Annotated in this window: 12 protein-coding genes and 1 pseudogene; 10 read left to right on the forward strand and 3 right to left on the reverse strand. The window is 71.2% G+C overall.

Annotated features, from left to right (window positions below; all coding sequences use genetic code 11):
- Positions 1-36: 36 nt before the first annotated feature.
- Positions 37-2,505 carry an excinuclease ABC subunit UvrA gene (gene uvrA / locus AB0E88_RS26825; RefSeq protein ID WP_361635386.1) on the forward strand — a complete coding sequence of 823 codons (2,469 nt, stop codon included), beginning with the start codon at positions 37-39 and terminating at the stop codon, positions 2,503-2,505.
- A gap of 22 nt (positions 2,506-2,527) precedes the next feature.
- Here the strand turns inward: uvrA and AB0E88_RS26830 are convergent.
- Both AB0E88_RS26830 and AB0E88_RS26835 read right to left on the reverse strand, forming a co-directional pair.
- A pseudogene (locus AB0E88_RS26830) lies at positions 2,528-2,676 on the reverse strand (aldo/keto reductase); the annotation flags it as partial.
- Between the two features lie 17 nt (positions 2,677-2,693).
- Positions 2,694-3,881: an MFS transporter gene (locus AB0E88_RS26835; RefSeq protein ID WP_361635389.1), complete on the reverse strand. Its 1,188-nt coding sequence runs from the start codon at positions 3,879-3,881 to the stop codon at positions 2,694-2,696.
- A gap of 266 nt (positions 3,882-4,147) precedes the next feature.
- Between AB0E88_RS26835 and AB0E88_RS26840 the strand changes: the two genes are divergently transcribed.
- A complete protein-coding gene (locus AB0E88_RS26840; protein WP_361635392.1) occupies positions 4,148-5,038 on the forward strand; it encodes a LysR family transcriptional regulator in 891 nt (296 codons plus the stop codon).
- A 42-nt stretch (positions 5,039-5,080) separates the two neighbouring features.
- On the opposite strand, the gene AB0E88_RS26845 is transcribed toward AB0E88_RS26840, so the two are convergent.
- The gene (locus AB0E88_RS26845) at positions 5,081-6,862 is read right to left on the reverse strand and encodes a helix-turn-helix domain-containing protein (RefSeq protein WP_361635395.1); all 1,782 of its coding nucleotides are present in this window, start codon (positions 6,860-6,862) and stop codon (positions 5,081-5,083) included.
- A 271-nt stretch (positions 6,863-7,133) separates the two neighbouring features.
- Here AB0E88_RS26845 and dnaK point away from each other — a divergent pair, with 271 nt between their 5' ends.
- From dnaK to AB0E88_RS26885, 8 genes are read left to right on the forward strand one after another with little or no spacing between them, the layout of a single operon-like run.
- Positions 7,134-9,041 (forward strand): molecular chaperone DnaK, encoded by a 1,908-nt coding sequence (gene dnaK / locus AB0E88_RS26850; protein WP_361635398.1) that lies wholly within the window; start codon positions 7,134-7,136, stop codon positions 9,039-9,041.
- Between the two features lie 8 nt (positions 9,042-9,049).
- The gene (locus AB0E88_RS26855) at positions 9,050-9,658 is read left to right on the forward strand and encodes a nucleotide exchange factor GrpE (protein WP_361635401.1); all 609 of its coding nucleotides are present in this window, start codon (positions 9,050-9,052) and stop codon (positions 9,656-9,658) included.
- A 6-nt stretch (positions 9,659-9,664) separates the two neighbouring features.
- Positions 9,665-10,618 (forward strand): J domain-containing protein, encoded by a 954-nt coding sequence (locus AB0E88_RS26860; RefSeq protein ID WP_361635403.1) that lies wholly within the window; start codon positions 9,665-9,667, stop codon positions 10,616-10,618.
- Positions 10,615-11,022, forward strand: coding sequence for a chaperone modulator CbpM (locus AB0E88_RS26865; protein ID WP_361635406.1), 408 nt, complete (start codon positions 10,615-10,617; stop codon positions 11,020-11,022). The genes AB0E88_RS26860 and AB0E88_RS26865 overlap by 4 nt, the downstream gene beginning before the upstream one ends.
- Positions 11,013-13,652, forward strand: coding sequence for an ATP-dependent chaperone ClpB (clpB, locus tag AB0E88_RS26870; protein ID WP_361635410.1), 2,640 nt, complete (start codon positions 11,013-11,015; stop codon positions 13,650-13,652). The genes AB0E88_RS26865 and clpB overlap by 10 nt, the downstream gene beginning before the upstream one ends.
- Positions 13,649-14,095: a thioredoxin gene (gene trxA / locus AB0E88_RS26875; RefSeq protein ID WP_361635413.1), complete on the forward strand. Its 447-nt coding sequence runs from the start codon at positions 13,649-13,651 to the stop codon at positions 14,093-14,095. The genes clpB and trxA overlap by 4 nt, the downstream gene beginning before the upstream one ends.
- Before the next feature lie 5 nt (positions 14,096-14,100).
- On the forward strand, positions 14,101-14,364 hold the full coding sequence (locus tag AB0E88_RS26880) for a UBP-type zinc finger domain-containing protein (RefSeq protein ID WP_361635416.1): 264 nt from the start codon (positions 14,101-14,103) through the stop codon (positions 14,362-14,364).
- Positions 14,364-16,178 carry an FAD-dependent oxidoreductase gene (locus AB0E88_RS26885; protein WP_361635419.1) on the forward strand — a complete coding sequence of 605 codons (1,815 nt, stop codon included), beginning with the start codon at positions 14,364-14,366 and terminating at the stop codon, positions 16,176-16,178. The genes AB0E88_RS26880 and AB0E88_RS26885 overlap by 1 nt, the downstream gene beginning before the upstream one ends.
- Positions 16,179-16,257 lie beyond the last annotated feature (79 nt).

Genomic DNA, 16,257 nt, shown 5'->3' on the forward strand with positions numbered 1-16,257 from the left:
CGCGCGGATCGCGGCGCGATCAGGTAATCAGGAACGGTGAACAAGGACGCGACCGACCCCTTCGTCCATGTCCGAGGCGCCGGTGAGAACAACCTGCGGAACATCGATGTAGACGTTCCGCGGGACGCGATGGTCGCCTTCACGGGCGTCTCCGGTTCGGGCAAGTCCTCGCTCGCGTTCGGCACGCTTTACGCCGAGGCCCAGCGGCGCTACTTCGAGTCGGTGGCACCGTACGCCCGAAGGCTGCTGCAACAGGTCGGCGCCCCGCACGTGCAGGAAATCACCGGACTGCCACCGGCGGTGGCCCTGCAGCAGCGACGCGGGTCGCCCAGCTCACGCTCGACGATCGGCACCCTCACCACGCTGTCCAACCTGCTGCGCATGCTGTACTCCCGGGCCGGCACCTACCCGCCCGGGGCCGCACGGCTGGAAGCCGAGTCGTTCTCCCCCAACACCGCGGCCGGCGCCTGCCCGGAGTGCCACGGACTGGGCGTGGTGCACGACGTCGCCGAGGACCTGCTCGTCCCGGACCCCTCGCTGAGCATCCGCGAGGGGGCGATCGCCGCCTGGCCGGGCGCCTGGCAGGGAGCCAACCTGCGCAGTGTCGTGAGCAACCTGGGGATCGACATCGACCGACCGTGGCGCAGACTCAGGAAGAAGGACCGGGACTGGCTGCTGTACACGGACGAACAGCCCTCCGTGTACATCGAGCCGGAGGAGGAACGCGTCGACTACGGCTACCAGGGCAAGTTCTGGAGCGCCCGCAAGCACGTCATGCACGTCCTGGCCGACTCGAAGAGCGAGAGGATGCGCGAACGGGCGCTCCGGTTCGTCAGGAGCGGGCCCTGTCCCGCCTGTCACGGCAGCGGACTGCGGCCCGAGGCGCTCGCCGTGACCTTCGCCGGACGTTCCATCGCCGAGATCAACGCGATGCCGCTCACCGAGGCCGTGGCGCTGCTGCAACCCGTCGCTGGGCGGTCCGAGGCCGACGCCACCACGTCGACCGCCCGGTCCGGGGAGACGACCGAGGTCGCGGTCCGGATCTGCGGCGATCTGGTCGCGCGGATCGACGTACTGCTCGACCTCGGCCTCGGATATCTCAGCCTCGGACGCCGCTCGACGACTCTGTCGCCCGGCGAGGCGCAGCGCCTGCGGATCGCCACGCAGTTGCGCTCGGGTCTGTTCGGCGTCGTCTACGTCCTCGACGAACCCTCCGCGGGCCTGCACCCGGCCGACGCGGAACCGCTGTTGGACGTGCTGGACCGCCTCAAGGCGGCGGGCAACTCGCTGTTCGTCGTGGAGCACGACATGGACGTCGTACGGCGGGCCGACTGGGTGGTCGACATCGGCCCCGGCGCGGGAGAGGGCGGCGGACGCGTGCTGTACAGCGGCCCGGTCGCCGGGCTCGAGCGGGTCCGGGAGTCGGCCACGAGCCGGTACCTGTTCGGGCGGGCCCAGCCGCTCGACCACCGCCCCCGCACACCGCAGGGCTGGCTGCACCTGCGCGGGGTATCCCGCCACAATCTGCACGACGTGTCCGTCGAGGTGCCGCTCTGCGTACTGACGGCGGTGACGGGCGTGTCCGGTTCCGGGAAGTCGACGCTGGTGACGCAGGTACTCGCCGAGGTCGTCCGGGGTCACCTCGGACTCGTGCCCGAGGAGCCCGACGAGGCGCAGTTGGAGGTGGACGTCCAGGACGCGTCGGGGGTCGAGTCGTTCGACCGGCTGGTCCGGGTCGACCAACGGCCCATCGGCCGAACTCCCCGGTCCAACCTTGCCACGTACACCGGGATGTTCGACGCGGTGCGCAAGCTGTACGCGGCGACGGACGAGGCCAGGGCGCGGGGTTACTCGGCCGGACGGTTCTCCTTCAACGTGCCCGAGGGGCGCTGCGAGACCTGCCAGGGTGAAGGATTCGTCGCGGTGGAACTGCTGTTCCTGCCCGGCACCTACGCGCCGTGCCCGACCTGCCAAGGCGCCCGCTACAACGCCGAAACGCTCGAAGTCACCTACCGCGGAAAGAACATCGCGGACGTACTGGCGCTGTCCGTCGACGCCGCCGCCGAGTTCCTGTCCGCCGTCCCGGCCGCCTCCCGCAGCCTGGAGACGTTGCGCGAGGTAGGACTGGGGTACCTTCGGCTGGGCCAGCCCGCGACGGAGCTCAGCGGCGGTGAGGCGCAGCGCATCAAACTGGCCACAGAACTCCAGCGAGCCCGCCGCGGGCACGCGCTCTACCTGCTCGACGAGCCGACGGCGGGGCTGCACCCCTCGGACATCGCACTGCTGCTGCGGCAGTTGCACCGGCTCGTCGACACCGGCAACACGGTCGTCCTCGTCGAGCACGACCTGGACACGATCGCCACCGCCGACTGGGTCATCGACCTCGGTCCGGGCGGCGGCGACGCGGGCGGGCGGGTGGTCGCGGCGGGCCCGCCGGCCAAGGTGGCGAAGGCCCGCCGCAGCGCCACCGCGCCCTATCTCGCGGCCCGGCTCGCGCGCTCCTGACGGCAGCGCGAGGAGCCGAGTACCGGCGTCCGCGGAGGGCCTCCCCGACGAGCTCCTCGGCTGCGCCGACGCCGTACGTCTCCGCCGTGTCGACCACGGTCATACCCAGGCCCACGCCCTGCCGCAGCGCGGCGTTCTCCGCTTGACCCGGGCCGGGTCCTGGCCCAGGTACGCGCCGGAGTGCGAGGTCAGAAGGGACGGGCGGACGGTCCCGACGGCTCGCCGGCACCGGGCGCGCGGTCCCGCAGCGCGACGACCACCGACGCGACGGCGCCGCAGGAGAGGACCGTCGCGAAACCGATCATCGCGGTCTGCACGGCGAAGTGCCGCAGGGCGATGCTGAACAGGACGGACGGCAGGCCCATCCCCAGGTACGCGACGACGAAGAACACGGCGAGGACCCCCGCGCGTGAGGTCGGCTCGGCCACGGAACCGGCACGTTCGACTCCTCCCTTGAACAGCAGTCCGGAGCCGGCTCCCGACAGGGACACGGCGACCAGGTAGAGCCAGAGCGCCGGGTGGTGAAGGGCGACGGCGCACAGGACCAGTCCGACAGGAAAGACCACTGCCCCCACGGTGAGCAGCCGTCGCAGGGGGAGACGGCCCAGCACCAGCTGGGCGGCCGCCGCGGAACCGAACATGAGGAAGGCCGCCAGGCCGACCACGAGGTGCGAGTCGGTGTGCAGGGTGCCGTGGAGGACGCTCGCCCCGAGGGAGGAGATCAGGCCGAGGATCGCGAAGGCGAAGGCGCCGAGCGCGCCCGCCGCACCGAACGCCCGCCGGCCGCCGGGACGCAGGACGAACCTGCTGGGCGGTTGCACCGCGGGCAGCTCCAGGTCGACGGTCTCCGGGGTGCACAGCACCAGCGCCAGGCACACGGCCATGGCGAGCGTGAAGATCGCCTGGGTGGTGATCAGGGGCATGGGAAGCCACTCGGCGGCGGCTGCGGCGACCAGGGGCCCCGATGCCAGGCCGCCGAGGTTGGCGGCGGTGGCCACGATGCCGGGCAGCACCGAACCCGTCCGTTCCGGACGGACCTCGTGGTGGAGGTCGTGCAGGTACGTCGTCGCGGTCGAGGCCATCAGCCCCAGTCCGACCCCGTTGAGGATCCTGCCCGCGATCAGCCCCGGCAGGTCCCGCCACACGATCAGTACGACCGACGCGGCGATGCCGACCAGCAGCGCCGGGACGATGATGCGCCGCCGCCCGAGCCGGTCTGAAAGGTGTCCCAGTCCCAGGAAGGCGACCGCCGCGCCCACGACCATCGAGGCGTACGCCACCGTGACCGTGGTCGCGCCGAAGTGGTCCCGTGCCTCGTACAGCGGCCACAGCGGGGTCGGCGCGGTGCCGAAGGCCATCAGCACGGCGAAGGCCACCGCCACGAACCAGAAGCCGGTGGTGTGCGAGGCACGGCGCCGGGCGGTGGCGCGGGGCGGCGAGTCGGCGGGAGCGGGTGCGGGGATACGGTCGGTCGGGTCGGCGGGAGCCTCGGCTGTGGGACGGCTCAGCGGCGTCGGAACGGCAGGCAGGGGTACCCCTCCTCGGGCGGAAGCGGATGGCGCCTTCCATCCTCCTCACCAGCCACAATCAATGCCAACGAATGTTTTTGCTGGGCTCCAGCACTGCGAGTGATACTTCTCCTGTGGAGCTACGTCAGCTGGAGCATTTCATCGCGGTCGCCGAAGAGCTGAGTTTCACGCGTGCCGCCCGTCGGCTGCACGTGGTGCAGTCCGGGGTGTCCGCCGCGATCCGCGCACTGGAGCGCGAGCTCGGCTGCGCGCTGTTCGAGCGCACGTCGCAGCAGGTCCGGCTCACCGGTGCGGGCGCCGCGCTGCTGCCGGAGGCTCGGGCCACCCTGAACGCCGCCCAGGCCGCGCAGGACGTCGTGCGTGCCGCACAGGGCACGCTGCGCGGCACGGTGAACGTCGGCGCGATGGCCTCGGTCGAGGTGGTGGATTTGCCTGCGCTCCTCGGGCAGCTGCACGCACGGCATCCGGCGATCGACGTCCGGCTGCGGCTGGCGACGGCAGGCTCGGCGGGGCTGGCGCACGCGCTGCTCGGCGGGGACCTGGACGTGGCCTTCCTGTCGCTGCCCGAACGCAAGCCCGCCGGGATCGACGCACGGGAGCTGGCCACCGTGCCGCTCGTCCTGGTGGTGGGTGCCGCCCATCCGCTCGCGCAGCGGGAGACGGTGGCACTCGCGGACCTCGCGGGGGAGCCCTTCGTGGACTTCCCGCCGGGCTACGGCAACCGTGAGGTGGTCGACCGGGCGTTCGCGGCGGCGGGCGTCGGGCGCCGGGTGGCACTGGAAGTGCCCGACATCGACATGGGAGCGGCACTGGTCCGGCACGGCCTGGGCATCGCCTTCCTGCCCCCGTTCGCCGTCGCCCGCACCCCCGGCCTGCACGTCCTGGACGTCCACGACACCACGCTCCGCTGGAGCATGCATCTCGGCACGTCGTCGACCCGGCGGCCCAGCTCGGCCTTGCGGGCGCTGCTCGACCTGGTCGACCACCACGTCATGCCCCTGTGACCCACTCCCCGTGGCGCTGTCACAGGGCCGAGGGCCCGACTGTCAGCCGGGCCCGCCCAGCACGATCTTCCACACGCGGGTCGCCACCTGGAGGTTCAGCCGGTCCTCGACGTTGGCGAGGTCGTGGCCGCTGATGTCCCGGATGCGCTGGAGCCGGTAGCGCAGCGTGCTGCGGTGGATCGCGAGGGAGTCGGCGGTCTCGTCGTAGTTGCCGCCGCAGTCGAAGTACCGGGAGAGGGTCTCCACCATGGCCGCGTGATGCCGGGAGTCGTAGTCGATGAGCTGCCCGAGCCACTCGCGGACGAACGTCTCCAGTTCCCGGTAATCGTTGCCGGGTCCCAGGATGCGGTAGAGGCCGAGCTCGTCGAAGAACGTCGTGCCGTAGCGTTCGCGGGAGTGGCGGCGCACGTCCAGGGCACGTTGCGCCTCCTGATAATGGTGGGGGAGGTCGTTCAGGGAGCCGGAAGCGGCGCTCACCCCGATCGTCCCGGACCATGTTCCGGTCTCCCGGGCGAGCGCCTCGTACAGCGCGCGGGCGTGCGGCCTGTCACCGGTGATGAGCACGATGTGATCGGAGCGTCGGGTCAGCAGCGAACGCATGCCCACGGCAGCCGCCGCCCGACTCACGGTCTGCGCGAAGGAGTCGTCGGCGGTCCGGTTCGACCACTGCACCACGACGATGTAGTGGCTGCCGTGCAGGTCGTGTCCGACTGCCTCGGACCGGGCGTAGGCGCTCGGCTCGTCCGTCCCCGCCAGGAGGTCGTCGGCCAGCTCGCGGTGCAGCCTCAGCTCCACGTCGGCCAGATCGCGCAGGTGCGTCAGCTCCAGGGTGAGCGACGCGGCGGCGTGTCCGAGCGCGAGGACGGTGTGCTCGTCGGCTTCGTCCCGGACATCGACCAGCGCCAGCACGCCCAGGATCTCGCCGTGCGGGCGGATCAGGGTGATCAGCCGGTCCCTGATGCGCACCGGCCCGACCTCCTTGGCGACGGCCCGCAGCATTTCGTCCTGGCGCACGGGGTCCGGTTCGGGATAGGGCACGGGGCGGCTGGGGCCGGTCCAGGACCTCAGCCGACCGAAGCGGTCCTCGACCAGTGCGGGAAGTCCGGTGAGACTGTGCAGCGCGCGGGTGACGGCTTCCTCGCCGCCACCCGAGACAGCGACACCGGCCATGAGAGCGTGAACGGCTCGCTCGTAGCCCAGCTCGGCCACCACGGAGATCAGCTGCCGCTGAAGGGCTGTGCGTTCCTCCCGCAGTCGGCCCAGCTCCAGCGCGTCCTCGCGTTGGCGGCGGTGTGCGAAGGCGACCGACAGTGCGGCAGCGGTGTGCCGGATCAGCATGGCGAGCAGCGATCGCTCGACCGTGGTGGGCCGGGAGCGGGACGTGACCACGAGATAGCCGTGGAGTCCTCCAGGTCCGCGCAGGCCCAGGGCCCGGCCCCAGGGCCTGCCGGCCACGGTCACTTTTCCGTCCTCACCGGCCAGCTCCCGGAGCCTGCGGCCCACGGCCAGGGCATGCGTCTGCCCGTTCATCGGGCTGGGGACCAGGCGGCCGCCCACCTCGAGGTATCCGGCCTCGGCGCTGTACGGCCCCGCGGCGACGACGTGCTCCATGGCCAGGCGCAGGACTTCGCCTTCGTCCGGGGCTTCGAACTGGGCGCGCGAGAGCGCGGCCAGTTCGTGGAGGGCATGGGCGACCGGGGTGCGAGCGGGCAGGCGGGGCCGCCCGGGCGCGGCCGTGGGGCGCCGCCGGGCGCTGCCCCGTGGAAGGCCGCCCTTCCGGTCGGAGTAGGGGTGGTACAGGCCGTACGCCCGACTGCCGGCCATGGGATCGCTCCGTCCTTAGGAGGTGAGCGGCTTTCGCGTACCCGGTCCCGGGCCGGCTATCCGAGACGTGTTCTCTCTCGTACTCGTGGGGCGACCGACCCCGTGCATTCCTGACTCGCCAGGCGCAGGCGGGGAGCCACTCGCTTCGTCACCCTGGGCAGTGCTCGAGACCCTCCGTGCGCACTGACGGGAAACCGGCGGAGTCCCACCTCTGCCTGAACGGACGTGATCCGGAGAGTCGACGCAGGCGCCGCACCGGGAGGAGTTCCTCATGGCCAAGGCAGTGGGTATCGACCTGGGCACCACCAACTCGGTGATCGCCGTGTGGGAGGGCGGCGAGCCGTCCGTCGTACCCAACAGCGAGGGCAACCGCACGACACCGTCCGTGGTGGCCTTCACCGACACCGGCGAGCGCCTGGTGGGCCAGCTGGCCCGGCGCCAGGCGATCCTCAACCCCAAGGGCACCATCTACTCGGCCAAGCGGTTCATCGGCCGCCACTTCGACGAGATCTCCGACGAGGCCCGGGCGGTGGCGTACGACGTCGTCGAGGGCGACGGCGGGGCGGCCCGCTTCAAGGTGCGCGACAAGCTCTACGCGCCTGAGGAGATCAGCGCACAAGTGCTCCGCAAACTCGCCGACGACGCGTCCAAGCAACTGGGGGAGCGGGTCACGGAGGCGGTCATCACCGTGCCCGCCTACTTCAACGACGCTCAGCGCACCGCCACCAAGGACGCCGGACGCATCGCCGGGCTGGAGGTGCTGCGGATCATCAACGAGCCGACGGCGGCCGCCCTCGCGTACGGCATGGACAAGAAGGAGCACGAGACCGTCCTCGTCTTCGACCTGGGCGGCGGCACCTTCGACGTGAGCATCCTCGACGTCGGCGACGGGGTGGTGGAGGTGCGCTCCACCGCCGGTGACAGCCACCTTGGCGGCGACGACTTCGACCGGCGTCTGGTGGACCACCTCGCGGACGACTTCCAGAAGGAGAACGGCATCGACCTGCGCAAGGACCCGCAGGCGCTGCAACGACTGTTCGAGGCGGCGGAGAAGGCCAAGACCGAGCTCAGTTCCGTGACGCAGACGCAGGTCAGCCTGCCGTTCATCACCGCCGACGCCTCGGGCCCCAAGCACCTCACCGACTCGATCATGCGGTCGACCTTCGAGCAGATCACCGGCGACCTGGTGGAGCGTTGCCTGGGACCGGTGCAGCAGGCGATGGCCGACGCGAAAGTCGGCGAGAGCGACATCGACGAGGTCATCCTCGTCGGCGGCTCCACCCGCATCCCCGCCGTCCAGACCCTGGTGCGCCGGCTGACCGGCGGCAAGGAACCCAACATGAGCGTCAACCCCGACGAGGTCGTGGCCCTGGGTGCCGCGATCCAGGCCGGGGTGCTGAAGGGCGAGGTGAAGGACGTCCTGCTGCTCGACGTCACACCCTTGTCGCTGGGCGTGGAGACGCGCGGCGGAGTGATGACGAAGATCATCGAGCGGAACACCACCATCCCGGTGCGCCGCAGCGAGACCTTCTCCACCGCCGAGGACAACCAGCCGGCCGTCGATGTGGTGGTCCTCCAGGGTGAGCGCGAGCGGGCCGCGGACAACCGGGTGCTGGGCCGGTTCCAGCTCACCGACATCCGGCCGGCGCCGCGGGGCGAACCGCAGATCGAGGTCACCTTCGACATCGACGCCAACGGCATCCTCAACGTCAAGGCCCGCGACCGGGACACCGGCAAGGAACAGGGCATCACCATCAGCGAGAGCTCCAACTTGGACCGCGGTGAGGTCGAACGCATGGTCCAGGAGGCCGAGCGCAACCGGGGGCAGGACCAGGCACTCCGCGAGGCCGTCGACGCCCGCAACGAACTCGACGCCGTCGCCTACCAGGTCGAGAAGCGCCTCGCGGAACTGGGCGACGCGGCGCCCGCGCACGAGAAGGCACGCGCCGAGATGCTCGTGTCCGACGCCAGGGCGGCGGTCAAGGAAGAGGCGGGTGTGGAGCGCGTACGGCCGCTGACCTCCGAACTCCAGCAGGTGCTCGCCGGGCTGGCGGCCCATCAGGGCGCCGCCGCCACGGACGGTGGTCCCGGCCAGGACGCCGCCACCGGCGGTCCCACGGGTGGCGGTGGCGGTGGCGATGACGATGATGTCATCGACGCCGAGTTCGACAAGGGCTGAGGCGCGCCATGGCCACCCACCCCCAGGAACCCGACCGGGCCGCGTCGGATCCGGGCGTACGGATCCCGGAAGGCGCCGGACGCCCTCCTCGCGGTGATCTGCCCCAAGGGGGCCCGCCCCGGTCCGAGGAGGCGAACGGAGAAACGGGACCCGATGCCGCCGGCCCCGCGTCCGCCGAGGACGAGTACACGACCGCGATCCGGGAACTGGAGGACCGCTGGCGGCGCGCACTCGCCGACCTCGACAACCTTCGCAAGCGTCACGCACGGGAACTGGAGCGCGAACGGGCGGTCGAGCGGTCCCGCACGGCGGCCGCCTTCCTGCCCGTCCTCGACAACCTCGAACTCGCCCTGACCCACGCCGGCGCCGAACCGGGCCCGATCGTGGCAGGCATCCGAGCCGTACGCGACCAAGCGGTGAACGTCCTCGAACTGCTCGGATACCCGCGGCATGCCGAGACCGGCGTCGCCTTCGACCCGGCCCGGCACGAGGTGGTCGGTGTCGTCCAGGACTCCGACGCCCCACCGGGCACCGTCGTCGAGGTGCTGCGCCCCGGCTACGGGGACGGCGAACGGCAGCTCAGGCCCGCCGCCGTGACGGTCGCGAAGCGGGAGTGACCGGTCATGGCACGGGACTTCTACGAGGTGCTGGGCGTGTCGCGGACCGCGAACCAGGACGAGATCCAGCAGGCATATCGCAAACTCGCCCGCAAGTACCACCCCGACGTCAACAAGGACCCCGGGGCGGAGGAACGCTTCAAGGACCTCAACGAGGCATACAGCGTCCTCTCCGATCCCAGGACCCGTGCCCGCTACGACCGCTTCGGCGAGGACTTCCGCAAGATCCCCGAGGACTTCGACGAACGGGTCGCGGCCGGAGCGGGCGGCGGCTTCCGCGCTCGAAGGACCGCAGGCGCGGGCGGCCCCCGCGTCCGCTACACCACCGGCTTCGGCGACGACTTCGGAGCAGAGGGCATCGACATCGATGACCTGCTCGGCTCCATGTTCGGAGCCGGCGCCGCCCGCGGCGGCGTCCCCGGAGCGGACCAGGAGGCGGAACTGCCGCTCACGGTCGAGGAGGCGTACCGAGGCGGCCGTCGCACCGTCACACTCGCCGGCCCCACCGGTCGGCCGCGCCGGTACGAGGTCGACGTGCCGCCGGGCGTCACCGACGGGCAGCGCATCCGGCTGGCGGGCGAGGGTGGCCAGGGCAGTGGTGACGCGGCCGCGGGCGACCTGTACCTGCGGGTACGCGTCCAGCCCCACCCCCGGTTCGGGCTGGACGGCCGTGACGTGCACGTCCAGGTCCCGGTCACCCCGTGGGAGGCGGCCCTGGGTGCGACCGTGCCGGTGCCCACGCCCGGCGGCGGCACGGCGAAGGTCACGGTGCCCGCGGGCTCGTCCAGCGGCCGGCGGCTGCGGCTGCGCGGCGAGGGCATGCCGAACCCGCGGGGAGCGAACGGCGACCTGTACGCCGAACTTCGCATCATGGTGCCCCCCGCCCTGGGCGACCGGGAGCGCGAACTGTTCGAGGAGCTCGCCGCCACTTCCTCGTTCGACCCCAGGAGGACGCGATGAACGACCGACCCGCGGGAGCGGGAGGCATCGGCCGGGCCGGCGTGGGCGCCCGTCCGGGACGAACGGCCGCCGACATCACCGCCTCGACGGCTGTCCGGTACGCGCTCGTGCCCGTCCCCAGGCTTTCCCTGGCCGCCGTGGCCCGCCGCTCGGGCCTCCACCCCGATCTGATCCGCCGGTTCGTCGCCCTCGGCCTGGTCGACGCCGAACGCGACTCCGCGGGGCGACTGCTGTTCGACCCCACGGCTCCGGCGGTTGTCGCCCGTGTCCAGCGGCTGCGCACCGGACTCTGCCTCAACTACGCATCCATCGGCCTGGTGCTCGATCTGCTCGACCGCATCAGCCTGCTCGAAGCCGCCCTGCGCGGCCGCGGAACGAGGAGTGAAACACCCCCATGGACATGAACCGTCTCACCCAGAAGTCCCAGGAAGCCCTTCAGGAGGCCCAGAGCGCGGCCGTCGGCATGGGGCAGACCGAGGTCGACGGGGAGCACCTGCTGCTCGCTCTTCTCGATCAGGAGGACGGTCTGATCCCACGGTTGCTGCAACAGGCCGGTACCGAGCCGAAGGAGCTGCGCGCGGCCGTGCGCGAGGAACTCTCCCGCCGCCCGAAGGTGACCGGCCCCGGTGCGGCACCCGGCCAGGTCTTCGTCACCCAGCGCCTGTCCCGCCTGCTCGATGCCGCCGAGCGGGAGGCCAAGCGCCTCAAGGACGAGTACGTGTCCGTCGAGCACCTCCTGCTCGCTCTCGCCGAAGAGGGCTCGGCGACCGCAGCCGGACGCCTGCTCAAGGAGTACGGCGTGACCCGGGATACGTTCCTGAGCGCCCTCACCCAGGTCCGCGGCAACCAGCGCGTCACCTCCGCCAACCCCGAAGTGGCCTATGAGGCTCTGGAGAAGTACGGCCGCGACCTGGTCCTCGAGGCCCGGTCCGGGCGGCTGGACCCGGTCATCGGTCGTGATGCGGAGATCCGCCGCGTCACCCAGATCCTCAGCCGCAAGACCAAGAACAACCCCGTCCTCATCGGCGACCCCGGCGTCGGCAAGACCGCCATCGTCGAGGGCCTGGCCCAGCGCATCGTTCGCGGCGACGTCCCCGAGGGCCTGCGCGACAAGACGGTGTTCGCTCTCGACATGGGCTCCCTGGTCGCCGGCGCCAAGTACCGAGGCGAGTTCGAAGAACGCCTCAAGGCCGTGCTGGCCGAGGTGAAGGCCGCCCAGGGGCGCATCCTGCTCTTCGTCGACGAACTCCACACCGTCGTGGGAGCGGGCGCCGCCGAAGGGGCCATGGACGCGGGCAACATGCTCAAGCCGATGCTCGCCCGCGGCGAACTCCACATGATCGGCGCCACCACCCTCGACGAGTACCGCAAGCACATCGAGAAGGACGCCGCCCTCGAACGCCGCTTCCAGCAAGTGCTGGTCGACGAGCCGAGCGTGGAGGACACCATCTCCATCCTGCGCGGACTGCGCGAACGCCTGGAGGTCTTCCACGGCGTGAAGATCCAGGACACCGCACTGGTCTCCGCGGCCACCCTCAGCCACCGCTACATCACGGACCGGTTCCTGCCCGACAAGGCCATCGACCTCGTCGACGAGGCGTGTGCCCGGCTGCGGACCGAGATCGACTCGATGCCCGCCGAACTCGACGAGATCACCCGCCGCGTCACCCGCCTGGAGATCGAGGAGGCGGCCCTGTCCAAGGAGACCGACGCCGCCAGCAAGGCTCGCCTGGAGCAACTGCGAAGGGAACTGGCCGACCTGCGCGGCGAGGCGGACGCCAAGCACGCCCAGTGGGAGGCCGAGCGGCAGGCCATCCGCCGCGTGCAGGAGCTGCGCCAGGAACTGGAGCAGGTCCGCCACGAAGCGGAGGAGGCCGAACGCGTCTACGACCTCAACCGCGCCGCCGAACTGCGCTACGGCCGACTTCAGGACCTGCAGCGCCGGCTCGCCGCAGAGGAGGAGCAACTGGCCGCCAAACAGGGGCAGAACCGGCTGCTGCGCGAGGTCGTCACCGAGGAGGAGATCGCCGAGATCGTCGCCGCCTGGACCGGCGTCCCCGTCGCCCGTCTCCAGGAGGGCGAACGTGAGAAGCTGCTGCGCCTCGACGACATCCTGCGCGAGCGCGTCATCGGCCAGGACGAGGCCGTCAAGCTCGTCGCCGACGCCATCATCCGCGCCCGCTCCGGCATCCGCGACCCGCGCCGCCCCATCGGCTCGTTCATCTTCCTCGGTCCCACCGGCGTCGGGAAGACCGAGCTGGCCAAGACCCTCGCGGCGGCCCTGTTCGACTCCGAGGAGAACATGGTCCGCCTCGACATGAGTGAGTACCAGGAGCGGCACACCGTCAGCCGGCTCATGGGCGCGCCGCCCGGATACGTCGGCTACGAGGAAGGCGGCCAGCTCACCGAGGCCGTACGACGCAAGCCGTACTCGGTCGTGCTGTTCGACGAGATCGAGAAGGCGCACACCGATGTCTTCAACACCCTGCTGCAGGTCCTCGACGACGGCCGCATCACCGACTCCCAGGGCCGCACCGTCGACTTCCGCAACACCGTGATCATCATGACGTCCAACATCGGCTCCGAGCACCTCCTCGACGGCGCGACCGCCGAGGGCGAGATCAAGCCGGACGCCCGCGCCCTGGTGATGGGCGAGCTGCGCGGCCACTTCCGCCCGGAGTTCCTCAACCGCGTCGACGACATCGTGCTGTTCAAGCCGCTCGGCGAGCGGCAGATCGAGCGGATCGTGGAGCTGCAGTTCGACGAACTGCGCCGTCGCCTCGCCGAACGTCGCATCACCGTCGAACTCACCGACGCGGCCAAGGAAGTGATCGCCCACCAGGGCTACGACCCCGTGTACGGGGCCCGGCCGCTGCGGCGTTACATCTCCCACGAGGTCGAGACGATGGTCGGGCGCGCCCTGCTGCGCGGTGACGTCCAGGACGGCGCGACGGTCCGCGTGGACACCGAACGCGGAGAGCTGGTGGTCACCTACGACCAGCCCGAGGACGTGAAGGGAGCGCGAGCGGCATGAGCGCGATGCAGGTCACGACCGTGACTTGTCCCCACTGCGGGCGCACCAACCGGGTGCCCGTGGCCGCCGAGGGACGCCCCAAGTGCGGCCACTGCAAGCAGCCCCTACCGTGGATGGTGGACGCGGGCGACGACGACTTCACCGAGGTCGCCGAGCGGGCCGGCGTCCCCGTCGTGGTCGACCTGTGGGCCACCTGGTGCGGCCCCTGCCGCATGGTCAGCCCCGCACTGGAGAAGGTCGCCACCGATCTCGCCGGCCGCATCAAACTCGTCAAGGTCGACGTCGACAAGAACCCGCGACTGTCGCAGCGTTTCGAGGTCCAGGCCGTACCGACACTGCTGATCCTCGACCGGGGCGAGACGGTCGCCCGGCAGGCGGGGGCGGCGCCCGCCCCCGTTCTGCGCCAGTGGGTGGAACAGTCGATCACCGCCCGGGAAGGGTGATCAGGATGACCCTGCACGCAGACCCCCACCTCGCGCTCGTCCGGCCGGTCCAGCCGCTGACCCCACAAGGGTGTCAGGAGTGTCTGGCGCTCGGCTCCCCGTGGGTCCACCTGAGGCTCTGCCTGACCTGCGGGCACGTCGGCTGCTGCGACTCCTCGCCGAACAAGCACGCACGCAGGCACGCGGTTGCCGTCGCCCATCCGATCGTGCAGTCGTTCCAGCCCGGCGAGGAATGGCGCTGGTGCTACCCCCACGAGGCGTTCGTCTGATGTCCGGCGACCAGCCGCTGCCGGGCGCAGCACCGGTGCCGGACGAAGCGGACGAGGGCGCCTCCTGGGAGACCCCGGACATCTACGGCGCCTATCCCCGCCTCACGGAGGAGCAGACCGCACGTCTGGCGGAGCACGGGCGACGCCGGCCCATGGCTCCGAACGACGTGCTGATCCGTGAGGGGGAGCGCTGCGAGACGTTCTTCGTCGTCCTGAGCGGTACCGTCGCCGTCGTCGAGGACTACGGCACCTCCGAGGAGCACGTGCTGCGCGTGCACGGCCCCGGCCGCTTCATCGGCGAACTCGGCCTGCTCCACGGGCAAGTGGCCTTCTACACCGCTGTCGCCAGGGAGCCGGGCGAGGTCCTCGTCGTCTCCCTGGATAAGTTGCGCCACCTGGTGTCCCAGGACTCCACCATCGGGGACGTCGTGCTGCGCGCCTGCCTGTGCCGTCGCGCGCTGCTCGTCGGACAGGGCGCCGGCTTCCGCATCATCGGCTCGCGCTACTCGCCCGACACCAGACGGCTGCGCGAATTCGCCGTCCGCAACCGGCTGCCGCACCGCTGGATCGACCTGGAGACCGACGAGGAGGCCGAGGAACTGCTGCGCCGCTTCGGCGTCGGCCCGGCGGAGACACCGCTGGTCATCTGGCGGGACACCACCCTGTTGCGCAACCCCAGCAACGCGGAACTGGCCCGGCTCATCGGGCTGCCGTCACTGCCCAGCGGAAACCGTCACGGTGACGTCCTCATCGTGGGCGCCGGACCCGCCGGCCTCGCTGCGGCGGTCTACGCCGCCTCCGAGGGCCTGAGCACCACTGTGGTGGAGGCGATTGCCACCGGCGGCCAGGCCGGCACGTCGTCCCGCATCGAGAATCTGCTCGGCTTCCCCTCCGGCATCTCCGGCGCCGAACTCACCGAACGCGCCGTGCTCCAGGCCGACAAGTTCGGCGCCAGGATCAGCCTTGCGCTGGAGGCGACCGGTCTGCATCCCAAGGACGAGGACCACTACGTGGTGGCGTTCGCCGACGGCACCGAGATCGCCGCCCGCGCTGTCGTCCTGGCCATGGGTGCCCGCTACCGCCGGCTCCAGGTGCCCGGCATCGAACGCCTGGAGGGAACGAGCGTGCACTACTCGGCGACCGTCTACGAGGCCCAGCAGTGCCGCACCGACCCGGTGGCCGTCGTCGGCGGGGGCAACTCGGCGGGCCAGGCGGTGCTGTTCCTCGCCGAGTACGCGCCGAAGGTGCACTTGCTGGTCCGAGGAGCCCGCCTTGACGCCGACATGTCCCGCTACCTGGTCGACCAGGTCGAGCGCCATCCGCGGGTGGAGATCATGCTGCACACCGAGGTCACCGAGGTCATCGGCCAGGAGATGCTGGAAGAGCTCGACGTGGTCGACAACCGCACGGGCGTCCACCGCCGGCTCGCGGTGCGGGGCCTGTTCGTCTTCACCGGGGCCGAACCTCACACCGAGTGGCTCGCCGGCAGCATCGCCCTCGACTCCCGCGGCTTCGTCCTCACCGGGCCGGAGGCCCAGGAAGGCTGCGCCTACCCCGAGGTGTGGCAGGGCCGCGGGCGCTCGTGCATGACTCTGGAGGCCGGCCTGCCCGGGGTCTTCGCGGTAGGGGACGTCCGCAGCGGCTCGGTGAAGCGGGTGGCGTCCGCGGCCGGTGAGGGCGCGATGGCCATCCACTTCGTGCACCGGCACCTGGGGCACTCGGCGGTACCCGGTACCACGGGCACGTCAGCCGTCGCGGGCCACTCGGACGCCTCCCCACGCATACGTCACAAAGAGTCCCCGTGGCTCGCCTGACGCATGACGGACGGTGAGATCACGAGAGGAACGCGGAGGCGATCGCGATGGCCGTGCCCGCCCGGCGCCACCGCGGTGG

This window comes from Streptomyces sp. NPDC028635 (genome assembly GCF_040637635.1).
GTDB lineage: Bacteria > Actinomycetota > Actinomycetes > Streptomycetales > Streptomycetaceae > Streptomyces.

Bases quoted from the DNA above. Each gene is read 5' to 3' on its own strand.
- trxA (WP_361635413.1), top strand. From the start codon at position 13,649: ATGAGCGCGATGCAGGTCACGACCGTGACTTGTCCCCACTGCGGGCGC.
- AB0E88_RS26860 (WP_361635403.1), top strand. From the start codon at position 9,665: ATGGCACGGGACTTCTACGAGGTGCTGGGCGTGTCGCGGACCGCGAAC.
- clpB (WP_361635410.1), top strand. From the start codon at position 11,013: ATGGACATGAACCGTCTCACCCAGAAGTCCCAGGAAGCCCTTCAGGAG.
- AB0E88_RS26845 (WP_361635395.1), bottom strand. From the start codon at position 6,862: ATGGCCGGCAGTCGGGCGTACGGCCTGTACCACCCCTACTCCGACCGG.
- dnaK (WP_361635398.1), top strand. From the start codon at position 7,134: ATGGCCAAGGCAGTGGGTATCGACCTGGGCACCACCAACTCGGTGATC.
- AB0E88_RS26855 (WP_361635401.1), top strand. From the start codon at position 9,050: ATGGCCACCCACCCCCAGGAACCCGACCGGGCCGCGTCGGATCCGGGC.
- AB0E88_RS26885 (WP_361635419.1), top strand. From the start codon at position 14,364: ATGTCCGGCGACCAGCCGCTGCCGGGCGCAGCACCGGTGCCGGACGAA.
- AB0E88_RS26865 (WP_361635406.1), top strand. From the start codon at position 10,615: ATGAACGACCGACCCGCGGGAGCGGGAGGCATCGGCCGGGCCGGCGTG.
- AB0E88_RS26880 (WP_361635416.1), top strand. From the start codon at position 14,101: ATGACCCTGCACGCAGACCCCCACCTCGCGCTCGTCCGGCCGGTCCAG.